Source organism: Micromonospora trifolii, assembly GCF_022229005.1.
Classification (GTDB): Bacteria; Actinomycetota; Actinomycetes; order Mycobacteriales; family Micromonosporaceae; genus Micromonospora; species Micromonospora trifolii.
The window spans coordinates 430,711-453,732 of the sequence record NZ_JAKKFD010000044.1; the positions used below are offsets into that span (position 1 = coordinate 430,711).

Sequence of the window (23,022 nt, forward strand, 5' to 3'; positions counted from 1 at the left end):
GTCGGCAGGGGCGCCGGGGCGCGGCGCGGCCCGGCCTGTCGGCCCTGCCGGAGGATGGTGCGGTCAGGCGGTGGCCGGAAGGGGCCCGCTGCGCAGCGGTGCGGTCAGCTGACCGTCACTGGTGTCCATCAGCCGGCTTCCGGTCCCACCGGCGGCGGGCCGGCCAGTGCGAGCGCCACCGGCTCCGGTGCGCCGGGTCCGGGCGGGCTGGGATCGGCGGCGTCGTCACGGTCGCCGGGGGTGAGGTCGGCCAGGATCTGCTTGGCGACCCGCAGCACCGTGGCGGCGCACTCCTTGACCAGGTCCATGTCCCCGTTGGCCCAGCCGAACACGTAGGCGTCGGAGAAGGCCGCGCTGTCCATTCCCAGGGCCCGCAGCACGATGTGCGTGACGCTCTCGGCTTCGGTTTCGGTGCGGCCCCGGTGCAGGGTGTGCCCGGACGTCAGGGCGTCGAGGTGCCCGCAACGGAGGTGCGCCAACTCGTGCAGGGTGGTCTTGGTCCGCTGCGCCGGGTCGACGTCGTCGCGGACCTGCACGACCCGGATGTCCGGGCCGGGGACCGTGACGCCGTTCGCGCCGTTGAGGTGCCCGGTGTGCGGTGCGACAAGCTTGTAGTCGTAGCCCTCGCCGGTGATGAGGGTGACCAGGTCGTCGTAGACACCGGTCGGGTCGTCGCCGACGAGCAACTGCGGGCGGTCCCCACGCTGGTTGACCCGCCGGCGTACGAGCACGGTCGGCGGGTCGAAGGGTTCCCCGTCGGTCTGTGACAGCTCGAAGGTGTTGGCCAGACCGAACCCGACCACCTGGACCGCCGGACGGCCGGAGGGTTCCCGGCGGACGGTGCGGCCGTTGGCCTCCCACGCGGCGGCCTGCTCCTCGGTCGGCCGGCGCTTCATGGGCGCCCAGATCTTGAAAGCCTTCTCACCGGCGCGCACATACCGCTGGTGGGCTTTCCACCCGGTCGAGCCGTCCTTCCTGCCGTACGGCAGGAAGTAGCGGGGCGTGATGCCGCGCTCGTCGGCCTGCACCAGCAGCAGGATCTGGTTACCGAGGCTGTACCGGGCCCCGAACGCGGCAACGTGGTCGATGAACTCGATCCACTGCGCCGGGTCGGCGGCCATCCGCGCCAGCCGGTCGTCGAAGTCGGCTTTGATCTTCGCCAGCAGCCCGTCGCGCTCGTCGTCGCCGCGGCGGGATGCCTCCTCAGTGGTGCTGGTGGTGTCGTGCTGCGTAGCTGCACTATTGGCCCGGGCCTTTCGGGCCGGGGGTTGACGCGTGGCCATCAGGGTGGCCTCCTATCCCCGCCTCGTGGCGGCGGACAGGTGGGGACCCGCTGCGGCCCCCACCTGCCCGTAGGCACGAGGTGAAGCCGCCGCCCCGCGAATGGGGCGAGTTAAGGCCGGACGCGACTGAACAGGTGAGGACCGGTCACCGGGCGATCACCACCTCGTCGTCGAGGATGGCGAACCAGGGGATGACGGTCGCCCGGCGCAGCCGGGTCAGCCAGCTGTCGATGACGCCGATCGGGCCGTCGGGATCCGGCAGCGGATGCCGGCGGGTGAAGTCCGGGTCGTCCTCGGCCAGGCCACCGGTCTCGGCGAGGGTCCTAGCGAAGATCCGGATGGCTTCGCGGGTGACCGCGTCGGCGCTACGGCCGACGATGAGGATCGGCGCGTCGTCCCAGTCGATCAGCCCGTACACATCCCCGCCGGGCGGCGGCGCCGTGGGCCGCTCCCCCACCCGGCAGACGACCGGTCTGCGGGTCTTCATCACCGCGTCCCGGTGCCGGCGTCCGGGGCGGGTGGGCGGTCGTGGCCGCGCATCCTGACCGGGTCGAAGACCGCGGTGCGTCCGCGGCCGATCGTCTTCGCCGCGCGCATCGCCCGGTCGGCGCGCCCGAGTGCCCGCCGCTGATCCGGGTCCTCATGGGGGGTGAAGACGGCGACACCGGCGCACGCGGTGACGGTGACGGTGATCCGGTGCCCGGTGATACGCAGGTCGGTCGGGTCGGCGACGGCAGCGACCAGCCGGCCGGCGTGCCCGGGCGCGGCGGCGGGATCGTCGAGGATGACGGCGAACTCGTCGCGTCGCATCCGGAACACCGCCCCGCCCCCAGCGGACGCGACATGCGCGAGGCGGCCGGCGGTCAGGACGAGCAGCTGGTCGAGCGCGCGGTCGCCGAACCGCCCGACGACCGTCCGCGTGCCGTCGAGGTTGACCACCATGACGGCGACGGGGCGGCGGCGTGCGGAGGCGGCGGCCAGCGCCGCGCGGAAGCCGGCGCGGTTGCCCAGGCCGGTCAGGTCATCACGGTGGGCGGCCTGTACGGCGGCGGTGAGCGCCGCCCGGTAGCGCCCGGCGGTGCGGCGGCCGGTCAGGTGGGCGGTGATGGCGGCGGTGAGCGTCAGCGCCGCGACGACGGCGGTGATCTGCGCGAAGGTGGACATGGGTGCCCACACCTCCAATCCCCAGGGGTTGGGTGGTGAGGGCAGCCGGGATGCCACCGGCTGCCCTCACCTCAAGCGGTGCGCGAACCCCGGTGTGCGGGGTTCGCGGGCGGTGCCGGCGGCGCCCGGTACAGGCACCGGACGGGGGGTGTTACTCGGTGGTGGTGCCGGTGATCGCGGCCTGCCAGACCTGCGGCGGCACGCCGGCCTGCAGGGCCTGGCCGAGCAGGTGCGCGAGCCGGTAGTCCGGGTCCGCGTCGAGGGCCCGGTCCAGGCCGATGCGCGCCAGGGCGCCGTCACCGTCGAGGTAGGCGGTGACGGCGAGCAGGCAGGCCGGGGCGGCGCTCAGTCCCGGCGTCGCCCGTCGGGTCACGTCGGTCCACAGCCGCCGCTGCGCGTCGCTGCCGTCGCCGGTGATCCAGGCGTGGTCGCGGACCTCGGGGACCATGAGCACGGCGGTCAGCCACGCCACGTCGTCGTCGGACAGGACGTCCCCGCGCACCGCGCTCTCGTAGGCCTGCCGGACGGCCGTGACACCGTCGGTGACGACCTGTTCGGGCGGGGATGACGGCGACTGCCCGCCAGCGGCGACGGTGGGGTCCCGGCCGTCGGTGAGCATGCCGGCGAGGCGGCGCAGCGCCGTGTCGGTCGCGGCGCGCATCCGCTCGCGGGGCGGCCCGGTGATCGGGCTGATCAGGTCCTGCAACGCGGCCCGGTCCGGCAGCGGCGCGATCCCGAGGTAGACGGCCTCCGCGGGGACCCTGCTGGCGGACGGGTCATATGCCACACCGTCGGCGCAGGCCGGCGCACCGCACAGGCACCAGTAGCGGTCGCCGTCGACGCGCAGCACCTCGGGCACGGTGACATCGATGCTCTGCAGCTCAGCGGACAGGGCGGCGGTCGCGGGTGCGACGCGGTCGCACCCGCCGTAGCCGACGAGGATCACCGCCGACGCGTACCGCGCCAACAGGGTCGCGGTGTGCGCGGCCGGTTCCGCGAAGTCGTCGATTTCGGACGGTTCGGGCAGGTCGAGTCGGGCGACGAACCGGATCCGCCGGTCGTCGAGGGCGATGCAGACCAGGCTGTCGGTGGGGTGGAACCCGAGGAGGTAGGGCACCGCGACGACGATGTCGTCGCGGCTGGTGAGCCGGAGCGTGCGGGGTGCGACCACGGTGGGTCCTCCTTGACGATGCGGTGAAAATGGCCGGCGACCCCGGGGCCGCCGGGTGGGGCACATCAGCGGCAGTGGGTCAGCGCGGCCAGGACCGCGTCGACCTGGGCGGCGGTGAGGCTGCGGGCGGCGCCGTCGCGGTAGCCGGTCAGGGCGATCGGGCCGGCCAGCGGCAGCCGGGCGCCGCCGAGGTGGGCGATGAGCAGACCGGCGGCGGGGTTGGGGCGGCGACCCACCGATGGTGCGGGCGCGTCACGCCAGGCGATCAGGTGTGCGGCGGCGAGCGGGATCGGTGTCGGCGCGGCGCCGACCGCGCGGCGCAGCCAGGTGTCAACGCCACCGGTGCGTTGCCGGGTGTGGTGTTCGTGGCTGGTGCCGTCCTCGGCGACCACGATGAACGTGTAAGCGGTGTGCGCCATGCGGAACCCCTTTGGGAGGTGGGTCGCCGGGCAGGGCCGTCCGGCCATGCCCGGCGACACGTGATGGCCGGGCGTCGGCCAGGAGCGGAAGATGGGGCCCCCGTCGAGCCCTTCCGATCGGAGCGGCTCTTCGGGGCGCGGGTGCGGTGGTGGTGGTTAGGCGTCGAACACGGGCTCGCCGTCGACGGTGACCCGCATCGGCACGGTGCCGTCGGGGCGGCGCAGCCACCCGGCCGCGTCCTGCAGGTGCGCGGACACCTGCAGCACGCCGCCGGCGTCGACGGCGGCGATCACCCACACCCCGGCGACGTGGATCGCCGGGTGCGGCGCGTCGAAGCGCGCCGCGACGACGCGGGCGTCGAGGTTCGCGCCGAACGCGACCACCGGCGTCGATCGGTGGATCTCGTGGAATCCTGCGGCGCGGCGCCGCCACCCGTCGGGGTCGTTGCCCGGCGGCGCGGCGCCGCCGTGCCTGTCGGCCCACTGGTGGGCGCGGTCGGCCATCAGCTCGCACAGCCGCGCGGCCTCCCCGAAGAGGGTGGCGTGGGTCAGCTCGGCCACCATCTGCGGTTGTGGCTGCCCCAACGGCCCGCGCAGGTGGTGCACGCGCAACCGCACCGCATGCGAGTCGTCGTGCAGGACCAGGTGGTAGCGGTAGTCGAGGTCACCGATGTACGTGTCGTTGGCGGCAGTGGTGCCGGTGACCTCCACCCGCGGCAGGGTGCCGGGGAAGGTGTCGGCGTGGGCGAGCCAGCTGTCCACGGTCAGCGGCCGCTGATGCCGGTCGGCCCACGCGACGAAGTCGGCCACATGCGGTATCTGATACTCCGGGCTGCCCCAGCCGGCCCAGAAGCAGCGGCTGTTCCCGTGTTCGTCGGTGATGGTGACCACGGCGCGGTTACCCATCGGGTATTCCTCCTTCGGTCGGGTGACGGCGCGTGCTCACAGCGCAATGCCGTGGACGGTGACCGTCGGGGTCGGGTCGGTCAGGCGCAGGACAGCGGTCGGCGGTACGACCGCGTGGGCACCGTCGGCGTGGGAGATGACCCACCAGCGGTCACGCCTAGGCCAGATCGCGGCGACGGTGCGGGTGGTGCCGTCGAAGGCGAGCACGTCGTCCCCGGCGCGCAGCTCGCGCACCGGGCGCAGGCACACCCCGTCGGCGGGCCGCACCCTCCAGGGCGCCACCACCTCCGTGCGCCGACGACCAGGCGCCACAGCGAGGTGGTAGTCGACGCCGACGCGCGCGGCTGCCAGGGAGGTGACGGTGGCCGGTAGCCAGGCGGCGCGGGCGTTGACGTGCACGGCCTGCCCCACATGCAGCACGGCCGCGGGGAGGAAAGGAGACGTGAACAGGTCGGTCATGCCGGGCTCCTTCACGGGGGATGACGAACCCGGACACGGCGGCGCTGCCGTGCCCGGGTGGGGTGATCAGGTGCGCAGGCCGGGCAGCGGCCGGTGAAAATGCCCGCAGGGGCGCCGGCGCCGCAAGGCAGCACGCGGCGCGGTAGCGGCCCGGTCAGCGGCCGGCAGTGCGGCGCGGCGTCAGTGAGTGCCGCGCGGACCGTGACTGCCGCAGCCCGATCAGGTGCCTGCCGTCGGACGACGATCAGGTAGCTGTGGTGGGGGTACCGGTTGCGGGCCGCACCCCGTGGTGCGCCAGCACGGCGCGGGGTGGGATCAGGAGGTGCCGGTGCGGTGCCCGTGGGGACGGCGGTCGCGGTGTCGCACCGCCGGGCGCACACCGGGTGCGGGCGGCTCGCCGTCGCGGACGGGGTCGTAGTGCGCGATGCCGCCGCCGCGGCGTTTCGCCGCGTACATGGCCCGGTCGGCCCGGCCGAGGGCACGGTGCGGGTTCCCGCCGGGTGTGCGGCAGATGCCGATGCTGACGGCCATCGGCCGGGTGACGCCGTCGATCGTGATGGGCGGCGCGAGGACACCGGTCAGGGACCGGGCCAGGGTCCGCGGGTCGCGGGGGGTGACGAGGACGAATTCGTCGCCGCCGAGGCGGGCGACGAGGTCACCGACGTCACTGGCCTGCTCGAGTCGGGCGGCGAGCTCGGCGAGGAACCGGTCACCGCCGTCGTGGGTGTGGGTGGTGTTGATGGCGTGCATGCCGTCGACGTCGATCAGCGCGACGGTCACGTCGGTGCCGGCGGCGTCGATGAGGTGGTGTTCGGCGACGCGGCGGACCGCGAGCCCGGTGACCGGGTCAAGGTAGGCGACCGCAAGGTCGCTCTCCAGGTCGGCGATGCGGTCCGCGGCGTGCACGGCACGGTGGTGGGACAGGGCCAGCAGGATCGACTGGGTGATGCCGACGGCGGCGATGATGCCCGCCACGCAGGGGCGACCGGTGAGCAGCAGGGCGAGCAGGGCGGCCTGGGCCCCGATCGTGGTGGCGATCGGGATCCGGCGCAGGGCTGTCGCCCACGCGGTCAGGCGCATGAACGGTTCTCCTTTCGCACAGGGGGGACGCGCATGCCGGTAGGCGGACCGGTGCGACCGGTCCGCCTCGTCGTTCGGGGGTAACGCAAGGGTTCAGCGGGTGTGCAGCGCCACGAGAACATCGCGGTGGTGCAGCAGGCTGATCTGGTGGTTGACCGCCGCGAGGTAGGCCACCTGGGTGACGTACCGGTCGGTGGCGGCTACCAGGTGAGCGCCGTCGAGGCAGACGAGGCTGCGGCCCGGCACGGCGCGCAGCCACCCGTAGTGGGCGTAGCTGTGCGCGCCGGACTGCAGCGCCTCCAGGTGGCTCGTCGGCAGACCGGTGAGCCGGTGCGGTAGGGCGTTGTAGGTGAGCATGCTCGCGATGCGGGGTTGGGCGAGGTACTGCTGGCGGGCCGTGGCGATCGGGTACGTGCCCGCGCTGGCCCGGTGCCGGTCGAGGAACGTCCAGTAGGGCTGGGCGGGGCGGGTGCCGGCAACGATCTGGTTCCAGAGGTGCCAGCGCCACCAGAACGCGTCGCGGGCGGCGGCGCGCATCGCCTCGAGGTCCAGCCATCGGAGGGGTCCACCGGCGGCGGTGTTCTTCCGGGGCTGCAGCAGCCTGCCGCGGTGCCAGCGGGTGCGGGTGATGAAATGCCGGGCGCTGCTGAGGGGGGTCAGCGGGGTGCCCGCGAGGCGGGTCGTGGCCGTGGTGGCCAGTCGGTGGGCGGGGGTGCCGTCAGGCAGGCACACGATGGTCAGGGACCCAGGGGGCACGGTTCCTCCTTGCACGGGGGCGGCGGCCGGGCGCGGGCGCGCCGGGGACGGGTTCCCAGGAAAAGGGGAGGTGAGGTGAGGAAGGGGGCTTGACGGCGATGCCGTCAGCGGTTCGCGGAAGAATCCACAGTGGACGCCGGATCGGCGCGAGGTGGTGTCGAGGGTGGGCGGGACGCCTACGGGCGGCGCAGGCCGACCGGCCAGATGGCGGGTGGGCGGTGGCGACCGCGGTCGTGGGCGGCGGGGCCCGGATGGTGCGGCATAAAGGGGGTTCATTGAAATGAGCCCTCACCGTAGCCCGGTCACCCAACACACATCGGCCTCGCGGACCTTTGCCGGCGCGGGCGGTGAGGCACGCCGGTGCGACGGCACCGCCGGGTCCACCGCTGTTGGGTGAGGTGCGGGTGCCGGTTGGCCAACCCGCCACCGTCGTGGCCGTTGGGTAACCCGACGAGACGTCTGGGACCCGGCTTCGCCCGGCTTCACCGCTGACTCCTCGTCGGCCACCATCACCGACACCGAACGCTCAAGGCCCCCGGCTGGTCCGCGAGTCAGCGCGTCGCCACCCGCGTGGTCACGAGGTGACGTCGACGACGAGGCGCAGCGGATGGTCCTCCGGTCGCGCCGGTCCGGGGGTCAGCGGGCCGGGTGGGCCGTGGCTGCTCGGCAGGTCGGCCAGGGTGAGCCGGTGGCGTCCGTTACCGGCCAGCCGCCACACCGGCCCGGCCGGATTCGACCCGGATTCCGGTGAGGTGGTCGCGACGGTCAGGGTGGGTTCCGGCCGGTCGGCGAGCCGGCGGTGCAGGTTCTGCTCGCGTAGTCGGCTGGGCAGGACGAACAGCAGCGGGTACTGCGGGCCGCCTTCGGCATGCAGCTTGCGGTGCGACGCCAACTTGTCCACCAGGCGGCCGATCGGCTCGGTGCCGCGGTCGAGTTCAAGGAAGAACCCGGTTTCCTGGTCGCCGTCGGTCCAGACGCCGTGGCCGTCGGGTTTGATGCGGTGACCGAACACCGCGGCGGTGGTGCGCTCCGACCACCAGCGGGTCAGCGCGGCGCCCGGCTGGTGGCGGGCGTGCACGAGCAGGGCGACGAAGACGTCGTTCACCGCGAGCAGGTGGCGCAGGGTGGGGCTGGAGTAGATGCGGTCCTGACGGTCCCGCACCGCCCGGGCGGTCGGTGGGCTGTCGTCGCGGGCGAGGGCGACGTAGCGGGAGGACAGCAGGCCGGGTAGCCAGCACACCGGGTCCGGTGCGCCAGGCCGGTTGCGGATGAACCGGTCGATGAACCGCAGGCGCCGCAACAGGTGCAGACGGTGCCGGCAGGTGGTTGGGTTGGAAAACAGGACGGCCGTGAGGTGTTCGGTGGTGAGGGTGCCGTGCTCGTCGAGGAGCGCGGCGATGGTGTAGTCGCGGGGTCGCAGCCGATGGGACACGTCGATGAGGGTGTGCGCCGGGGTCGGACGACGGGTGGTCGCACGCGACGCCGTTGGCGGCGTGTCCCCCGTGGAGAGCTCCCCCTCAGGGAGGTGTCGGGATTCGGTGTCACCGGACATGACGGCTCCTCGCTGGGCTGTTGGGTGGGCAGGGGCGGCCTTGGGCCGGCAGCACGGCGCCCGGCGCCGGCCGGGTCGGTGGCTGCGACGACGACCGGATCCTGGCCGACCCCCGGTGGCGGCTGGACCACACCCGGTGGGTGCCCGGCGGTCCCCGCCGCGGCGGCGAAGGCCCTGAATCTCACCGGGCGGCGTCGCCTGGTGGCGCGCTGGTGGGTCACGGCGCCTCCCCTGCGATGGCCGGCGGGTTACCCGGATCAGCGGTGCCCTGGCCGGGGAGGTCGGCCACCCCGGCGAGCCGGGCGATCGCAGGCCGTCGTGCGGGCTGCCCGGCGCGGGGCGGCGCGGCGGCCTGGCGGACCGCCGTCGACTCCCCGATCAGTGGCCGCGGCGGGTTGGTGCGCAGGGTGAACGCGGCGGTTTCGCGGCTGTGGACGACGAGCCGGCATCCCGCCCGGTAGGCGTCCAGGTGCGACAGGTCGTGCTCGTCGAGTTCGGGCATGGTGTGCCGGGCCAGCTGGTGGGCGTCTTCGGGGGCGCAGGAGAAGAACACCTTGTTGCGGGCGTTCGCGGAGATGGCCAGTTGGGTGTCGCGGGGCATCTGCGTCAGGTTCTGGTGGGCCAGGACCAGGCCGAAGTGGTAGCCGCGGGCCTCGGCGAGCATGTCGCCGACCGAACCCGGCAGGTTCATGAAGTTGTGGGCTTCGTCGATGTAGGCGAACGCGTCGCGGCGGTCCGCCTCGGGGAGGCGGGCGCGGCCGGTCGCGGCCTGCCAGGCGGAGGCGAGGACGAAACTGCCCATCAGCCGGGCGGTCTCCTCACCGATCTGTCCCTTGGGTAGGCGGGCCAGCAGGATGCCGCCGTCGAGGACGCGGCGCATGTCGAAGCTCGACTGCGGGGCGCCGAGGGTGCGGCGGACGAAGTCGCGCAGCAGGAACGCGCGCAGCCGGGACAGGACCGGGCCGATGACCTGGGCGCGCAGCGGCGGTGGGGTCGACTCGAACCATTCCCAGTAGCCGCGCAGCCCTTCGGGGTCGTCGAGGTCGTGGGTGAAGGCGTGGCGGAACGTTTTGTCGTTGAGCAGCGGCGGGATCAGCGTCAGCGTGGCGTTGGCCTTGCGCAGCAGGGTCAGGCACGCCACGCGCAGGGTGTCGTCGATGCGCGGTCCCCAGTGCTTGGCGAAGATCCGCCCGAAGATCGACACGATGTTGTCGACGACCAGGTCGTGGTCGGCGCCCTGCAGCGGGTTGAGGGTGGTGCCGGCCGGCTGGTCCGGGTCGATGATGGTCAGCCGGTTGGCGTGGCTGGTGGGGATCCGGTCGAGCAGGTCGAGGACCAGGTCGCCTTTGGGGTCGATGACGACGACGCCGCGGCGGGCGTGGATGTCGTCGAGGATCATGTTGAGCAGCAGGGTGCTCTTGCCGGAGCCGGTGGAGCCGAGCACGTGCAGGTGCTGGCGGGCGTCGGTGACGCTCACAGCCACGGAGTGCCCGCCGACGTCGGCGCGGCCGAGGACCTTCGTGCCGCGTCCTCCGGTGGGCACGGCGACAGGTGCGGGCATCGGCTTGGCGCGGGCCCGGTCCAGACCGGGCACGGCGATGTCCTGCGGCAGTGCCGCGATCGCGGCCACCTCAGCGGCGCTGAGCAGGAACCCGCGGCGCAGCACCCGGGCGGCCAGGACACGCGCCGGATCGTGCAGGGGCCGCTGGCGCAGCCGGTTGCGGCCGGTCCAGGATCCGAACGCCGACGCGACGCCATGCGAGACGGTGACCAGCCGGGGCGTGAGGGTGACAGGGTCGCTGCCGCGGGGGTTGGTGTGCGCGACGCCGAAGCGCAGCGCGACCTCCCACTGGGTGCCGGTGAGCTTGTCGATGCCGGCGCGGGCGTCGCGCTCGCGCCGCGGGTCACCGCCGGGCACGGATGGGTGCGCTGCTGGTGACGGGGGCCGCCGGCCGGTGGTGAACAGCTCCAGGGTGAGGTCGAGGACGGCGCGCAGCCACGTGGCGGGGTCGAGCAGGTTGCGCGGTGGGTGTCCGGTGCGCAGGCTCTGCACGCCGCGGCGCAAGAATCGGATCTGCCGGGCGGTGGCGGGCCGGGCCAGGACCTGCACGCAGGCGGACTCGGCGGCGCGCAGGCCGGACGCGGCGGCGATCAGGGTCCGCAGCGGGTCGCTGTGGTGCTCGGTGTGCAGGGCGTACCAGGGCGCCAGGGTGGGGGCGAGTGCGCCACCGACGGTGAGGGCGTCCAGGGGCAGCGGTGGTGTGGCATCGGTGACGGTGCACGCCGCGCCGGGCCAGGCACCGCGGATCGCGGCCTGGATCGACGCGGGGTGGACGGTGCCCGGCACCCACACGGCGATGGTGAGTTCCCGGCCGTGCCACCGGTACTCGACGGCGAGGTGCGGGCGGCCCTCGCGCAGCCGGCGCCGCCACCCCGTGTTCAGGACCTCGGCGAGGGTGGCCCAGAGCGTGGCGGCGCCGTCCGGATCGACCTGCGGCGGCGGGCTGATCGTGATCAGGTGGGCGTGGCGGGTCATCCGGGCGTGCCGGCGCCCGGCCACGACGACCCGCGCGGTGTGGTCGGCGGCGATGAGCAGCACGGCGACCAGCGCGAGCCAGGGCCGGTCCCGGCACCAGTCGATGGCAGCGGCGGCGGTGTCGTGCAGCCACTGAGACGGGCCGGGCAACGGCGCGGCCGGCGGTGAGGTGGGAGCGGGCGCGGGCGTGAGGGTGGCAGCGATTGCGGGGATGAACGCGGAGACGACACTGATGCTCACTGGTCGGACCCCTCGGTGAGAGCACGGACAAGAAGGGGCCGGCGCCGCCGGTGCTGGCGGCCCGCGGCCCCTCGGGAAGGTGGTCGAGTCCCGGCCGGTCGGGTGTGACTCCTGCTTTCATGACGTCCAGCCAAGCTCCTCGATCGAGGGTGTGGGGCTGACTGTCGTGCGCTCGTTGGGTTCGCCGCGTCGGCTCGGGTCGGCCGAAGATGAGGCGGACTACGAGCAGGAGTTGGTGAATCAGTACCTGCTGGCGTGCGTGGGCGCGGGAATCTGCGACAGCACCGTCAGGGGTGACCGTCGACGTTGGGCCCCTGAGCGATGCCGGTACTGTGATTTACCATGATCGACCAGCGGCCGACCCCACAGCCCCTCCCTGCCGAGCGTGTGCTGGAGCTTGCCGCGCCGATGCTTGCCGAGGTCGGTGGCGAGTGGCTGCTGACCGAAGGGCCGATGCTGCGCTCGGGATCGTTGGGTGTCCGGGTTCTTCCGTCGGACAGCGACGATTACCGCCACCTGGACCTGGAGATCCTGCTGAATGTCGACCGGCCGGACGTGCCAACGGTCGTCGACTGCACGCTCGGCCTCGCGGCTGATCCGGTCGAGGCGGCCCGTCAGGCGATCCAGGCATGGATCGAAACCTGCCTGGTGACGGTCCTGGAAATGATCGAGCAGCAAGGGCGACTGGCGAACCACTTCAGGTCCGGCGACCAGGGCGGGTTCGCCGGCTGGCATGCGATAGTCGGCAGTGCGACCGGGTGGTCCGTCGACGGATCGCAGGCTAAGCAGGAGTGGTTCGCCGAGGCGATGCCGTGGTCGACCCTGGCGCCGGTGATCGCGGCCGGGCTCGACCGCCCGTATCTCAATGGCGTTCGCATGCTCCTCGGCCAGGGTGGTGACTCCACCGAGTGCGAGGTCCGGATCAACGGCCAGCGGCACGAACCGTCCGCCGCCGCGCTCGCCGCCCTGGATTGGCCGCGTACCGACCATTTCGGCCTGGCACGCACCTTCGTCCTCCTGGTCGGCCCCGACTAGTGCCTTGACCGCAACGGTGGTCGGGGTTGGTCAGGCCGCCCTCGTGGTGCAACTGATGCTCAGGTGTCGGACCCCTCAGTGAGAGCACGGACAAAGGGGTAGGGCGCCGCCGTTGCTGGCGGCCCGTGGCCCCTCGGAAAGGTGGTCGAGTCCCGGCCCGGGGTGTCACTCGTCGTCGGGCACCTCCAGGTCCCCGATGCACAGCCGGTGCTCCTGCGGGGAGGCCACCGCTTGGAAGCCCACCCGGTGGGTGCCCGAGATCAGCAGGCCTTCGCCGCGGCCGGCGGAGAGCAGGACCCGGGCTTCACCCGCGGTCAGGCCGAACACGTCGGCGATGACGTCGATCGCCTGCGGTGCCTGCCGCAGCAGCACCTGGGTGGCGGCGTTCGCGATGACGACCTGCCCGAGCTCGGAGCCGAGCAGGTCCCCGACGTCCTGGGTGATGACCGCCAGCCCGGCCCGACGTTTGCGGGCGGACTTCGCGAGCCGCGACAGGAACCGGGCGCCCTCACCGTCGCGGAGCAGGGTCCACGCTTCGTCGACGACGACGAGCCGCCGGGGTGTCTGCGCGCAGCGGACGGCCGGGGTGTCGACCTCACGCCAGATCGCGTCCAGCGCCAGGAGCATGCCGGGGGCGCGCAGTTCGTCGGCGAGGTGCCGGGTTGACCAGCACACCAGCTGCCCGCTCGGGACGGTGGTGGTGGGGCCGTCGAAGAGGTCCCGGAACGATCCGGTGGTCCACGGCGTCAGCCGGGCGGCGAGGGTGTCGGCGGCGTCGGTGCGCTGGTCGGTGAGCGCGACGGCGACGTCGCGCAGCAGCGGGGCCGGCCGGCGCCAGGTGTCGGGGTCGTTGGAGATCCCGGCCCGGTCGTAGGCGTCGTTGATGGCCTTGTCCAACGCGGCCCGTTCCGACGGCGGCGGCTGGTGTCCCAGCAGGACCGCGATCAGGGTGTGCAGGAACAACGCCCGGTGGGTGCGCGCCTGCGGGCGGCGGTCCCCGGGTGGAATGTCGAGGGGGTTGAGGCGGACCCCGCCGGCACCGAGGGTGATCGTGGCGCCGCCGACGGCGTCGGCGAGGCGGATGTACTCGTTGTCGGGGTCGATCACCGCGACGTGCACCCCGTCAGCGAGGGAGCGGAGCACGTCAAGTTTGACGAAGTAGCTCTTGCCGGCGCCGGATCGGGCGAGGACGACGCTGTTGGCGTTGTGTTGTGCCCACCGGTCCCACCAGACGATGCCGTTGCTGGCCGGGTTGAGGCCGTAGAGCATCCCGCCGGTGTCGCCGGGCTGACCAGGTAGCGGCGCGGGCAGGTCCGCCGAGGCGAGGGGGAACGCCGAGGCGATCGCGTCGGTGTCCATCACCCGCCGCAGGCCCAGCCCGTCGGTTGCCAGGGGCAGGGTGGTGGTCCAACCCTGCAGCTGCCGCCACGTTGCCGGCTGGGTGTCGAGCAGCAGCGACGCGGCAGTGGCCCGCACGTGCGCGACGGCCTCGTCGAGGTCGTCGAGGGTGGTGGCGTGCACGCACAGGTACAGCCCGACGCGGAACAGTTTGCTGTGCCCACGGGCGATCCGGTCGGCCAGCTCGGCGGCGTCGTCGGCGGCGGCGTCGGCGGCCGGGTCGGTGAGGCGGCCCTTGTCGGCGTCGGCGCGGCGGGTGGATTCCAGCCGGGCCCGTTGCTTGCGCAGCTGGGCGGCGGCGGTCTGCGGGGTGAGGGGGTCGATGTAGACGACGACGTCGAGGCGGCCGGGCCAGGCCAGCAGCGGATCCAACCAGGCCGGTCCGACCTCGGCGGGGTACCCGGTCACGATCAACGTGGCCGTGTACCCGTCGCCGACGCGCAGGTAGCGGGGCGTGTTCTCGATCCCGGCCGGGCCCGCAACGGCCGCGAGCCCGGCCGCGTCGGCCGGGCCCGCGTCAACGCTGGTGGGCTTAGACCATGGCAGTGGGGGCATGTCCGTCTCCTGATCCGGTGATGGCCGCGTCCGGCAGGGCACGCGCCCAGGTGACGTCGGCCGGGGTGTAGGGGTCGGTGGCGCAGGTCAGCACCGCGGCGGCGTGACCGCCGTCCAGGACGGTGGTCTGCGCCCCGAGCGCGGACAGCGCCGACGCGGCGTGCGCCGCGCGGCGCAGGACCTCAATGTCGCGGGCCTTCTCGCCGGTCGCGGTGACCGCGACGGTGACGGTGCGCCACAGCGGGTCCCGGTGTGCCGCGAGGTCGTCGAGGAAGCGGGCGTAGTCCCGGGCCGCGCCGGCCAGCGCCGGATGGGCGATCGTCTCGCTGTTGTCGGCGATGCGGTGGGCGTGGCGGGACAGATCGACGCGCTGCGCGGAGATCACGATCTGCACCGGTGCGGACAGCGAGTTGAGCCACCGTCCGTAGCTGCCGATCAGGGCGGCCTGCTCGTCGCCGGTGCGCAGCCCGATGTTCACGGTGCTGCAGGCCACCAGCGCCACGGCGTGCGTGCCGACGTCGACGACACCCGTGGCGCTGATGGCCGTCGCGGGTAGCCGCAGCACCGGCACCGCGGTGGCGGGTGTGGCGGTTCCCGGCGCCCAGTCCGGCGCCGCCCCCGGGTGCCCGGCCGCGGCCGGGGCCAACCGCTTCGGGCCGCGGGTGTGCCGCAGCGCCGCCATCAGCCAGGCGTCCATGGACAGGCCGTCGCGGCGTCCCAGGGCCAGCACGATCGCCGCACCGGCGAGCGGGGTGAGGACCGCGATCAGGACCGGCTGCGGCAGCAGCGTCCCCACCGACCGGACGATGCCGTAGCCGAGCGCTGCGGCCACCGCCAGGATGGCCACCTGCCGCGCGGTCAACCCGTAGACGATCTTGTCGGGGGTGTCGACGTCGGCGGGAATGCGGGCCTGCGGGGGTGCGTCCTCACTCGGGCGCATCGTGGTCCCCCTGACGTGTGGTGCCAGTGGCACGGGCCTTCATCGCCCGGGTGTAGAGATCCACACCGTCGGCGATCTCCGCGGCGGTGTACCGGTAGATCGGCCGACCAGTGGGCCAGGCGATCGCGACGATGGTGGATGTGGCGTGGGATGTGCTGGTGACCTCGGCGTCCGCACGGGAGGCATGGTCAATGGTCATCAGGGTGCCTTTCGAGAGGACGAGGCGGCGCGGGCCTTCAAAGCGCGGGTGTAGAGATCGACACCGGCGGCGATCTCGTCGCGGCGGTACGGACGCACCGACCGGCCCGTCGGATCGGCGACGCCGATGCGTCCGGCACCGGCGCCGGACGGCCGCGCCGGCGGTCGGGGTGCGGATCCGCCGATGAGCAGTGCCGGGGACGACGGGGCCGGGCGGGGTCGCCCCGCCCCTGGCCCGCCGGTCACCGGCCACGGCCGGGGGGCCGCACCGCCGCCGGTCATGCCAGGGCCGCCGCCTCTCCCGCCGACGGCCCGGGCGGTCCCACCTCGGGAGCCGACCGCCCGGGACAGGCCCCGGGTCAGCTGCTGCACGAGCACGACCCGCAGGATCGTGCCCATCGGGTTCGGCCGGCTCTGCGTGACGTAGCGGCTCATCAGCGCGGGAATCTTGACCACACCTAAGAGCAGGCAGACGACGATGAGCAGGTTCATCACCGCGCCGGGATCGCCGGGCAACCCGAGGACCGGAAGATTCGCGTCCGGGGCCAGGAAGATCGTCAACGTGGTGTGCAGGGCGACGGCCTGCACGGTGACCGTCCCCAGACAGCCGAGCAGGGTCCGCCACCACAACTTCGCCGCGCCCTCGGTCTGCGCCGTGCCGTGCAGGGCCAAGGCGATCGGCGCCACGCCCACGGCGATGACCAGCAACCCCAACCGGATGATCCACTGCACGACCAGCGTGCCGAGCAGGACGACGATGAGCCCTCCGATCAGCAGGAGAAGAAACCCGACCGGGCTCGTTCCCGTCTGCCCGGACAGCGCGGCGGCCGTGGTGGCGCGCAGCTGCTGCAGCGAACCGGGCGCGGTGATGTCCTGCCCGGTCAGGGCAGCGGTGAGGGCGTTGACCAGCTCGATCGCGGTGGAACAGATCGGGATGGCGAAGTTCGCCGCGATCAGACCGATGACCAGCCGGGGGATGAGGTCCCCCGGCCCCACCCGGGACTGAATGGTGTCGCGACCCATCACGACGATGGCCACCCACAGGAACGCCATCACGTAGCAGGTGTTCACGATGGCCAGCGACGTGTCGGCGAATGCGGTGACCTGCGGCAGCCGCGTGACGTCGGGGCTGACGAACACCGTGGCGGCCAGCAGGTCCCATAGGACGTTCAGCGCGCCGAGGATGGTTGCGGCGAACCATCCGATGACGGGGTTGATGAGTTGGCCGACGAGCCAGTCGTCCACCTCAGCCCCCGACCCAGCCCTGCACGACGGCGAGCAGGATGGGCGCGAGCACGGCCAGGGCGTAACCGATCAGCGCGCTCTTGAGCGCGGACTTGGCCTTGTCCAGCTCGGTCGGGTCCCCGCCTGCCGCGAGGTAACGCAGGCCGCCGATGGTCAGGAACAGGGTGGCAACGCCGATGAGGATCCCGACGATCCAGGTGGTGATGTTGCTGATGACCACGGGCAGCGAGTTGGCGACCAGGACGTGCGGCGTAGCCGCGTACGCCGGGGCCGGGCCGGTCACGGACGTCAGGAACGCGACCGTGACCACGGTGCAGCGGTAGAGGATGTGGCGGACCATGGTGAGCACCTCCCGCCCCGCAGCTGCGGGGCCGATTGGGGTTGAGGTGCGCCACCGGGGACCGGGCGGGCCGTGGGAGCATCGCTCCTTCCAGCCGTGAGGTGATCGGGTGCGAACACGGCCACTCAGGCCGGCCGCGCCCCGATCCCCGGGGCGCCGACACCGCCCGACTCTCGGTCCGATGTCTTACCCACCAAGGCCCACTGTTGGGTGGCCAACACGACGTCCGGCGCGTCGCGGCGACCCAACAGCGACCCAACACGCCGCAGCTGTTGGGTCGCTCCTGCGACAGCGACTCGGTGTGGGGCGAGGACGGCGCGCTGTTGGGTCGTGGCGACCTGACAGTGAGTCGCGGAGTCCGTGGGAGTGACGCGCTGGTGGGCGACGGTCAGGCATTCGTCGATACGACGACCCGCTGGTGAGTCGCGGCGGCCCGGTGGTGCGTCACGGCATTGCTGCGGCGCCGGCGAGGATGCAGCGACACGAAGGCGAGATCGCCCGCGCGAATCGCCTCCAGAAGCCGACGTTCGGCCTTCAACCGCCACGACGAGGCCAGGCTGGCGGTGATACCCAGGCGCGCCGCTGCCTGCGCGAGCGTGGCGTCCTCCAGGCGGGTCGCAGCGATCAGGTTCGCCTCGTCCGCGTCGATGACCCCGGCCGCGACAGCCCTGGCCAACACCAGGTCCGGGTGATCCCACGGCTGCACCGGCGCAATCGGCCCGGTCACGCCCGTGTGAATGAGCTGCGCATCGCAATCCGCATCGCGGGCCTTGCGGGCCGCGCGCAGACCAGCGTCAATAAGGCGGCCGACTACCCGCGGCGGTTCCAGGTCAATGGTCGTGAGACGTTCGATGAACCCGACCAGCAGCTCCGCGTCCAGGTCACGGGTGTCCCCCCGCCACCCCAACGCGAGGAGTCCAGCGAGGTGCCGCAGGCCCGGCAAGGCAATACCAACCGCGGCCACGACCCACGCCGGGCCGTCCCGGCGAGCGCGGACAACCAGCTCGCGCCATACCGCGTCGCGGACCTCGACACTGGTACGCGGCTCCAACAGCAGCGCGCGCAGCCGTTCCAGCGGCAGGATCTCGTCGGGCAGGCCGTCGAACCCTCGACCGTCGAATCCGACAGGAGTGGGCGGCTGGACCAGCAAAGTGAAGGCACGGCCGGCCGCGGACAGCGACGACGACGGCCAGGATCGAACAGACATGGCATCCCTCACGAGGCGCTCAGGCGCCGCACCATAACGGCGGCGCGAGACCTCCATCCGCGCACAGCTACCAAACAGTCCACGAACACACGAGCGCGGACGAGAGCCTGTTACGCCTGCTCACAGGGCACCTCCACCCAACATCCAACAACAGGCGCAGCCCCGCATCGGTAGAGTGCGCCACCCACCAGCCCAGCTCACCGTCCTGTTGGATGCTGTTGGCCAGGGAAGATCCGCGAGTTGCGGACCACCAGACCCGGGGCCGTAGAGATGCCCCTGAGGTGAAGCACAGCAAGGCGGGCGTTCGCCCAACAGGTCCAACCGCTGTTGGGTGCCGTTGGGTGACCATCCCCGTCACCGGGTGCTCTGAGCCGGGCCGGCGAGGCCATTCGTAGACGCGAACACGGTCAGCCAGCGCGGGAGCCACCCGCCCATGACTGCTTCACCTGACGCCACCCCGAACGGCGCGACCCACCCGAACCCGTCGCACTACCAGGCACGACAGCACACCAACGAGGCGGTCCTCATCGGTGGTGATGTCCCGATCGCCGTCTGGCGCCTCGACAACCGCGACGACACCGCACCCGCCGCCCACCCGGGCAGCCGGCTTGCGTCGCGCCTAGCGCAGCGACTCATCCTCGTGTACACCCACCGCGGCGACACGATCGTCGATTTCGACAGCGACCCGCACCTGGAGAACGCCAGCTGCCTCACGTCCCGCACGTACCGGCCTATCACCGACCCCACCACGGTCGCCGACCTCGACGCGCTCACCAACCCGATCAGCCTCGTCGTCCTGCGATGGCCTCCACGGCACAACACTCGGACACCGGCCAGCATCACCGACCTGTTCGCCGCCTGCCGGCTCATCATGACCGCCGACACGTGTGCCATGGCCGCCGTCAGCTCCGCGGCACCCGGCCAGCCCGGCACGACGCACGCCGAACACCTGAGCGAACTCCTGCCCGCCGCCCGCTCCGCAGGCCTCACCCACATCCTGCACATCGTCGCCGTCACCGGACCCGGCGACCACGACGAGTTCCTCTACTACACAACGCAGGCCGAAGCCGAGGCGGCACGGCAGGGCTGGCCGACCGGCGACAACGGATCGAGCTACGGCGTCGACCTCATGGTCTTTACCAACGGGAGTCGTCATGGCTGACCGCGACCCGAGACAGGCCGGGGTTGGCGCATCCCAACCCGCCACCCCTCGCCGCGGCCACAGCAACGACTCAGCCCCAGTCACCGACAACGCCGCCGCTGATCCGGTGCACGACCGTACCACCGCGTGGCGCGAAGTCGATGGCGCGCCGCTTGAGTCGGGAACTCAACCTGCCACCCAACCGCACACAGCCACCCGCCCCGAGCTGCGCCCCTTGCTGGGGCTGCCGATACCGATTCCGACGAATGCTGCCCGCGGTGCCGAGATCCGGTGCGTGGTCACGCCGGTCGACCGCGATGGGCGGCTGGCCGACCGGTCAGCGTTGATGTTCCTGGGTTGGTCCGCCGGGTACGCAGTCGAGTTGGCGATTGAGCCGGGCCCGATCGTGGTCGCCCGCACAGGTCATGCCCTCCGCATCAACCCTCGAGGCTTTCTACGGCTTCCCCTGACGGCACGCCGCAGATGCCGGATCACTGCTAGCGATCGAGTGCTCGTCGCTGCGTTCAGGCCAGCGGTGAGCTGGACGACAACTTCGACTTCGGCAACCTCTGCCTGCTCGACCTGCTCGGCTTCACCGCCCAGCAGTTGTCCGAACTGGCGGCTACCACCGCTCCGAGCTTGCCTGCCAACCGGCACGACGAGAACGCCATGGCCCAGCACCGTCGGCATGAGCAAGTCTGGCAGGAAAAGCTCGACGAGCGCCAGTACCGGCTAAATGCCGCGAGCGTCGACCTGACGAAGATGGTGCGTCGGGTATGGGGCGACGAAAGCGTGACGCTCAAGTTTGTCGCGGACGGCCAGTACCTCAAGGTCGTCGTGCAGGACGATATCGGTGTCGAAGTCGAGCTCGACCAGCGCAGCGATGGTTTCCGCTGGCTGGTGAGCTTCTTCGTTGTCTTTCGGGCGCAGGCCAAGGGCGATCTGAAGAACGCCATCCTGCTGCTCGACGAGCCAGGGCTAAGCTTGCACGCGCTCAAGCAACAGGAGTTTCGCAAGACCGTGTCGCTGTTGGCCGAGAACAACCAGATTGTCTACACCACGCACTCGCCATTTATGGTCGGCCCCGACGAGCTGCACCTCGTACGGGTCGTCCAGATGACCGACCGGTCCACCGGGACCAAGGTCCACACCACGCTTATCGTCGATGATCCGCGGTCGGTCTATCCACTGCAGGCCGCACTCGGCTATGAGCTCGCGCAGAGCCTCTTCGGTCAGAAGCGGAACCTTGTCTGCGAGGGCATCACCGACATGTGGATGCTGGAAGGCGTCACGGCCGCGATGCGCGAGGCCGGCGTCGCAACCATGCGCGCTGACATCGCGATCACCCCGGCTCAGTCCGCGAGCAAGGTCATCTATTACTGCACATTGCTGCGCGGTCAGAGATTGAAGGTAGCGGCGCTGCTGGACTCCGACGCCGCTGGCGACCAAGCCGCTACTCAGGATGAGTTCATCCGGCTCATGAGGCAGAAGGAGATCCTGCGGGCCAAGGACTTCTACATCGGCGAGGTGACCCGACCGGAGACCGAGGATCTCCTTCGCGACACCCTGATGACGGTGGCAAGGGAAATACTCAACTGGGATGTAACACTATGCGTTCTGCCCCGACAACGTGTGGCAGCCCAGCAGAGACACCCTCATCCGTTACGCCGAGAGCCTCATGAACCGGGCCTGGTGGTGGATCTGGTGGGACTGAACCGCCAGGGGCATAGGTTGACCTACAACCGTGGCCGAGCCCGGCCAGGCCTCGGTCGAGGCGCCCGGGCTGTCGCTCTCCTTACGGCTGCCCACGCTGGTCGTGCAACTCCTAATTGGCCTGCGCGGCTTGGGCATCGCCCATGGGCGGACGAGGCTTGCGCTCCTATAGTCCCTTCGTGGACGCCAACACCGAAGAGTTGAGAGCCGCACACGACGTCCTCGCCGAGTTCTACGCCGAACGCCTGGCTGACGCTCTGGATCGCATGCCCGCGGAACGGGCCGTCCTCGACCTGTTCTGCGACCTGACGCTTGCCACGGACATGGGCATCAACGTCGGCGACGTTGGCTGCGGGACGGGACGCCTCGCGCCCTACCTGGCGGCCAGGGGCCTGGCACCGTGGGGAGTCGACCTCTCACCCGAGATGATCCGCGTAGCCCGGCGTGACCATGCGGCCTTCCGGTTCGACGTCGCCGACCTGCGCGAGCTGCCCTTCGAGGACGCGTCGCTGGCAGGCGTGGTTTGCTGGTACTCCCTCATCTCCCTGAAACCAGGCGATCGACAAGCGGCCTTTGGCGAGCTGTATCGCGTCGTCAAACCGGGCGGCTACCTGGTGACCGCGTTCAAGGCCGGGACCAGTCAGGTCCGACGCGCGGGCCGCAGCACCAATCTTGGTGTCGAATTCGACCTCTACTGGCAGACCCCGCAGGAGATGGAACAAAACGTCACGGACGCTGGCTTCACCACCGTGTTCTGGGGCGGCATCCCCGCCGATAGGCCGGACAGCCCCGCGCAGGGGTATCTGCTCACCCGGAAAGCTGTTGCTGATCCACCACGTTGACGCGCAAACCCTCAACTCGGCATGACCGGACCGCTTCGCCACCACAGCAGGTTACTCATCGCGCCGCCCCGTCGGCGGCATGATCGGACGTGTCAGCTCATCCACTACCGTCCGGACCATGGCGGCCAGAGCAGCGGGAGCGTTTCGTCGGACGCCGATCGAACGGTCAGACCAACGGGTCGCATGGGACCGAACAGACCAGGCCTTCTTCGCTGCCGGAGCCTGTCACATCCTCGCCTGGGCCTGCCGGGACTCCTATCCAGACAGGTCCATCGAGATAACCACGGTAGGAACAGTTAGCAGCATCGAGGCGTCGAATGTGCGCTGACATCGACAATTGAGGGCGTCGTGGGCGCCGGTGCAACCCACGACGGTGACGCTTTCGGGCCCGCCGAAGAGTTCACCAGCTTGGAGTGCCTGGTCAGGACGCCGCCCGTGGGATCGGCGTCTCAGATGACGGGACCGTGACGGACTCCAGCAGGCTCACTCGCGATGCTTCACGTCGATCCACAGCAGACCTACAGGCGTGGCGTTAGGCGACCCGAGACGCCGGCCGGCGACGGCCATCCTGGAGCAACACGCCTGACCACTTCGACCTCTACTGGGAGGTCACGCCGCACCGCTCCATCGCATCACCGCAGGTCAAAGCCCTCGGCTCTGTCCGCCGTCGGTGAGCACTTCGGGCGCGGTGACCTCTTCGCCAACCTGCACCCAATCTGCTCCCAGTTGCAAGGCCAAGCCAACCATCGGCTCCTTACCGCCTTGACCTGCGCACACTCCCCTACCAGGCGACATAGAGCGTTCTCGACTACATCGCAGAACCGCAGAGCACTCCGCGGGAA

21 protein-coding genes are annotated in these 23,022 nt (G+C 71.6%); 4 read left to right on the forward strand and 17 right to left on the reverse strand.

The features are described 5' to 3' along the window. Positions 1–128: 128 nt before the first annotated feature. The 11 genes from NIE79_RS26520 to NIE79_RS26570 all read right to left on the reverse strand — a co-directional run bounded on the left by NIE79_RS26520 (position 129) and on the right by NIE79_RS26570 (position 11,566). The gene (locus NIE79_RS26520) at positions 129–1,283 is read right to left on the reverse strand and encodes an ArdC family protein (RefSeq protein ID WP_238681143.1); all 1,155 of its coding nucleotides are present in this window, start codon (positions 1,281–1,283) and stop codon (positions 129–131) included. A gap of 145 nt (positions 1,284–1,428) precedes the next feature. Further along, positions 1,429–1,770 (reverse strand): hypothetical protein, encoded by a 342-nt coding sequence (locus NIE79_RS26525; RefSeq protein WP_238681144.1) that lies wholly within the window; start codon positions 1,768–1,770, stop codon positions 1,429–1,431. Further along, complete coding sequence (locus NIE79_RS26530) at positions 1,770–2,447, reverse strand: GGDEF domain-containing protein (protein ID WP_238681145.1); 678 nt, start codon at positions 2,445–2,447, stop codon at positions 1,770–1,772. Before NIE79_RS26530 ends, NIE79_RS26525 begins: the two co-directional genes overlap by 1 nt. 151 nt (positions 2,448–2,598) lie before the next feature. Continuing rightward, the gene (locus NIE79_RS26535) at positions 2,599–3,618 is read right to left on the reverse strand and encodes a DUF4192 domain-containing protein (protein WP_238681146.1); all 1,020 of its coding nucleotides are present in this window, start codon (positions 3,616–3,618) and stop codon (positions 2,599–2,601) included. A gap of 65 nt (positions 3,619–3,683) precedes the next feature. Beyond that, positions 3,684–4,037 (reverse strand): hypothetical protein, encoded by a 354-nt coding sequence (locus NIE79_RS26540; protein ID WP_238681147.1) that lies wholly within the window; start codon positions 4,035–4,037, stop codon positions 3,684–3,686. 156 nt (positions 4,038–4,193) lie between these two features. Further along, complete coding sequence (locus tag NIE79_RS26545) at positions 4,194–4,943, reverse strand: hypothetical protein (RefSeq protein ID WP_238681148.1); 750 nt, start codon at positions 4,941–4,943, stop codon at positions 4,194–4,196. A 36-nt stretch (positions 4,944–4,979) separates the two neighbouring features. After that, entirely contained in the window at positions 4,980–5,402 is a 423-nt protein-coding gene (locus tag NIE79_RS26550; protein ID WP_238681149.1) for a hypothetical protein, read from the reverse strand. Positions 5,403–5,717: 315 nt separating this feature from the next. Then, the gene (locus NIE79_RS26555) at positions 5,718–6,482 is read right to left on the reverse strand and encodes a GGDEF domain-containing protein (RefSeq protein ID WP_238681150.1); all 765 of its coding nucleotides are present in this window, start codon (positions 6,480–6,482) and stop codon (positions 5,718–5,720) included. A 93-nt stretch (positions 6,483–6,575) separates the two neighbouring features. Continuing rightward, complete coding sequence (locus NIE79_RS26560) at positions 6,576–7,238, reverse strand: hypothetical protein (protein WP_238681151.1); 663 nt, start codon at positions 7,236–7,238, stop codon at positions 6,576–6,578. A 574-nt stretch (positions 7,239–7,812) separates the two neighbouring features. Continuing rightward, the gene (locus NIE79_RS26565; RefSeq protein WP_238681152.1) at positions 7,813–8,670 is read right to left on the reverse strand and encodes a replication-relaxation family protein; all 858 of its coding nucleotides are present in this window, start codon (positions 8,668–8,670) and stop codon (positions 7,813–7,815) included. Between the two features lie 337 nt (positions 8,671–9,007). Next, a complete protein-coding gene (locus tag NIE79_RS26570; RefSeq protein WP_238681153.1) occupies positions 9,008–11,566 on the reverse strand; it encodes a type IV secretion system DNA-binding domain-containing protein in 2,559 nt (852 codons plus the stop codon). 342 nt (positions 11,567–11,908) lie between these two features. Here NIE79_RS26570 and NIE79_RS26575 point away from each other — a divergent pair, with 342 nt between their 5' ends. Further along, positions 11,909–12,601: a DUF6348 family protein gene (locus NIE79_RS26575; RefSeq protein WP_238681154.1), complete on the forward strand. Its 693-nt coding sequence runs from the start codon at positions 11,909–11,911 to the stop codon at positions 12,599–12,601. 165 nt (positions 12,602–12,766) lie between these two features. On the opposite strand, the gene NIE79_RS26580 is transcribed toward NIE79_RS26575, so the two are convergent. The 6 genes from NIE79_RS26580 to NIE79_RS26605 form a co-directional block, all read right to left on the reverse strand. Further along, complete coding sequence (locus tag NIE79_RS26580) at positions 12,767–14,554, reverse strand: VirB4 family type IV secretion system protein (protein WP_238681155.1); 1,788 nt, start codon at positions 14,552–14,554, stop codon at positions 12,767–12,769. After that, positions 14,532–15,494 carry a PrgI family protein gene (locus tag NIE79_RS26585; protein WP_238681156.1) on the reverse strand — a complete coding sequence of 321 codons (963 nt, stop codon included), beginning with the start codon at positions 15,492–15,494 and terminating at the stop codon, positions 14,532–14,534. Before NIE79_RS26585 ends, NIE79_RS26580 begins: the two co-directional genes overlap by 23 nt. Then, complete coding sequence (locus NIE79_RS26590; protein WP_238681157.1) at positions 15,481–15,693, reverse strand: hypothetical protein; 213 nt, start codon at positions 15,691–15,693, stop codon at positions 15,481–15,483. Before NIE79_RS26590 ends, NIE79_RS26585 begins: the two co-directional genes overlap by 14 nt. Next, positions 15,693–16,937, reverse strand: a complete 1,245-nt coding sequence (locus NIE79_RS26595; protein WP_238681158.1) for a conjugal transfer protein TrbL family protein — start codon at positions 16,935–16,937, stop codon at positions 15,693–15,695. The genes NIE79_RS26590 and NIE79_RS26595 overlap by 1 nt, the downstream gene beginning before the upstream one ends. A gap of 1 nt (position 16,938) precedes the next feature. Continuing rightward, positions 16,939–17,277: a pilin gene (locus tag NIE79_RS26600; RefSeq protein ID WP_238681159.1), complete on the reverse strand. Its 339-nt coding sequence runs from the start codon at positions 17,275–17,277 to the stop codon at positions 16,939–16,941. A 388-nt stretch (positions 17,278–17,665) separates the two neighbouring features. Further along, positions 17,666–18,541: a hypothetical protein gene (locus NIE79_RS26605; RefSeq protein WP_238681160.1), complete on the reverse strand. Its 876-nt coding sequence runs from the start codon at positions 18,539–18,541 to the stop codon at positions 17,666–17,668. A gap of 376 nt (positions 18,542–18,917) precedes the next feature. On the opposite strand from NIE79_RS26605, the gene NIE79_RS26610 reads away from it, so the two are divergent. From NIE79_RS26610 to NIE79_RS26620, 3 genes are all read left to right on the forward strand, one after another. Then, complete coding sequence (locus NIE79_RS26610; protein ID WP_238681161.1) at positions 18,918–19,646, forward strand: hypothetical protein; 729 nt, start codon at positions 18,918–18,920, stop codon at positions 19,644–19,646. 585 nt (positions 19,647–20,231) lie between these two features. Then, entirely contained in the window at positions 20,232–21,542 is a 1,311-nt protein-coding gene (locus NIE79_RS34290) for an ATP-dependent nuclease (RefSeq protein ID WP_238681162.1), read from the forward strand. After that, a complete protein-coding gene (locus NIE79_RS26620) occupies positions 21,518–22,180 on the forward strand; it encodes a class I SAM-dependent methyltransferase (RefSeq protein ID WP_238681163.1) in 663 nt (220 codons plus the stop codon). Before NIE79_RS34290 ends, NIE79_RS26620 begins: the two co-directional genes overlap by 25 nt. The last annotated feature ends 842 nt before the right edge of the window (positions 22,181–23,022 follow it).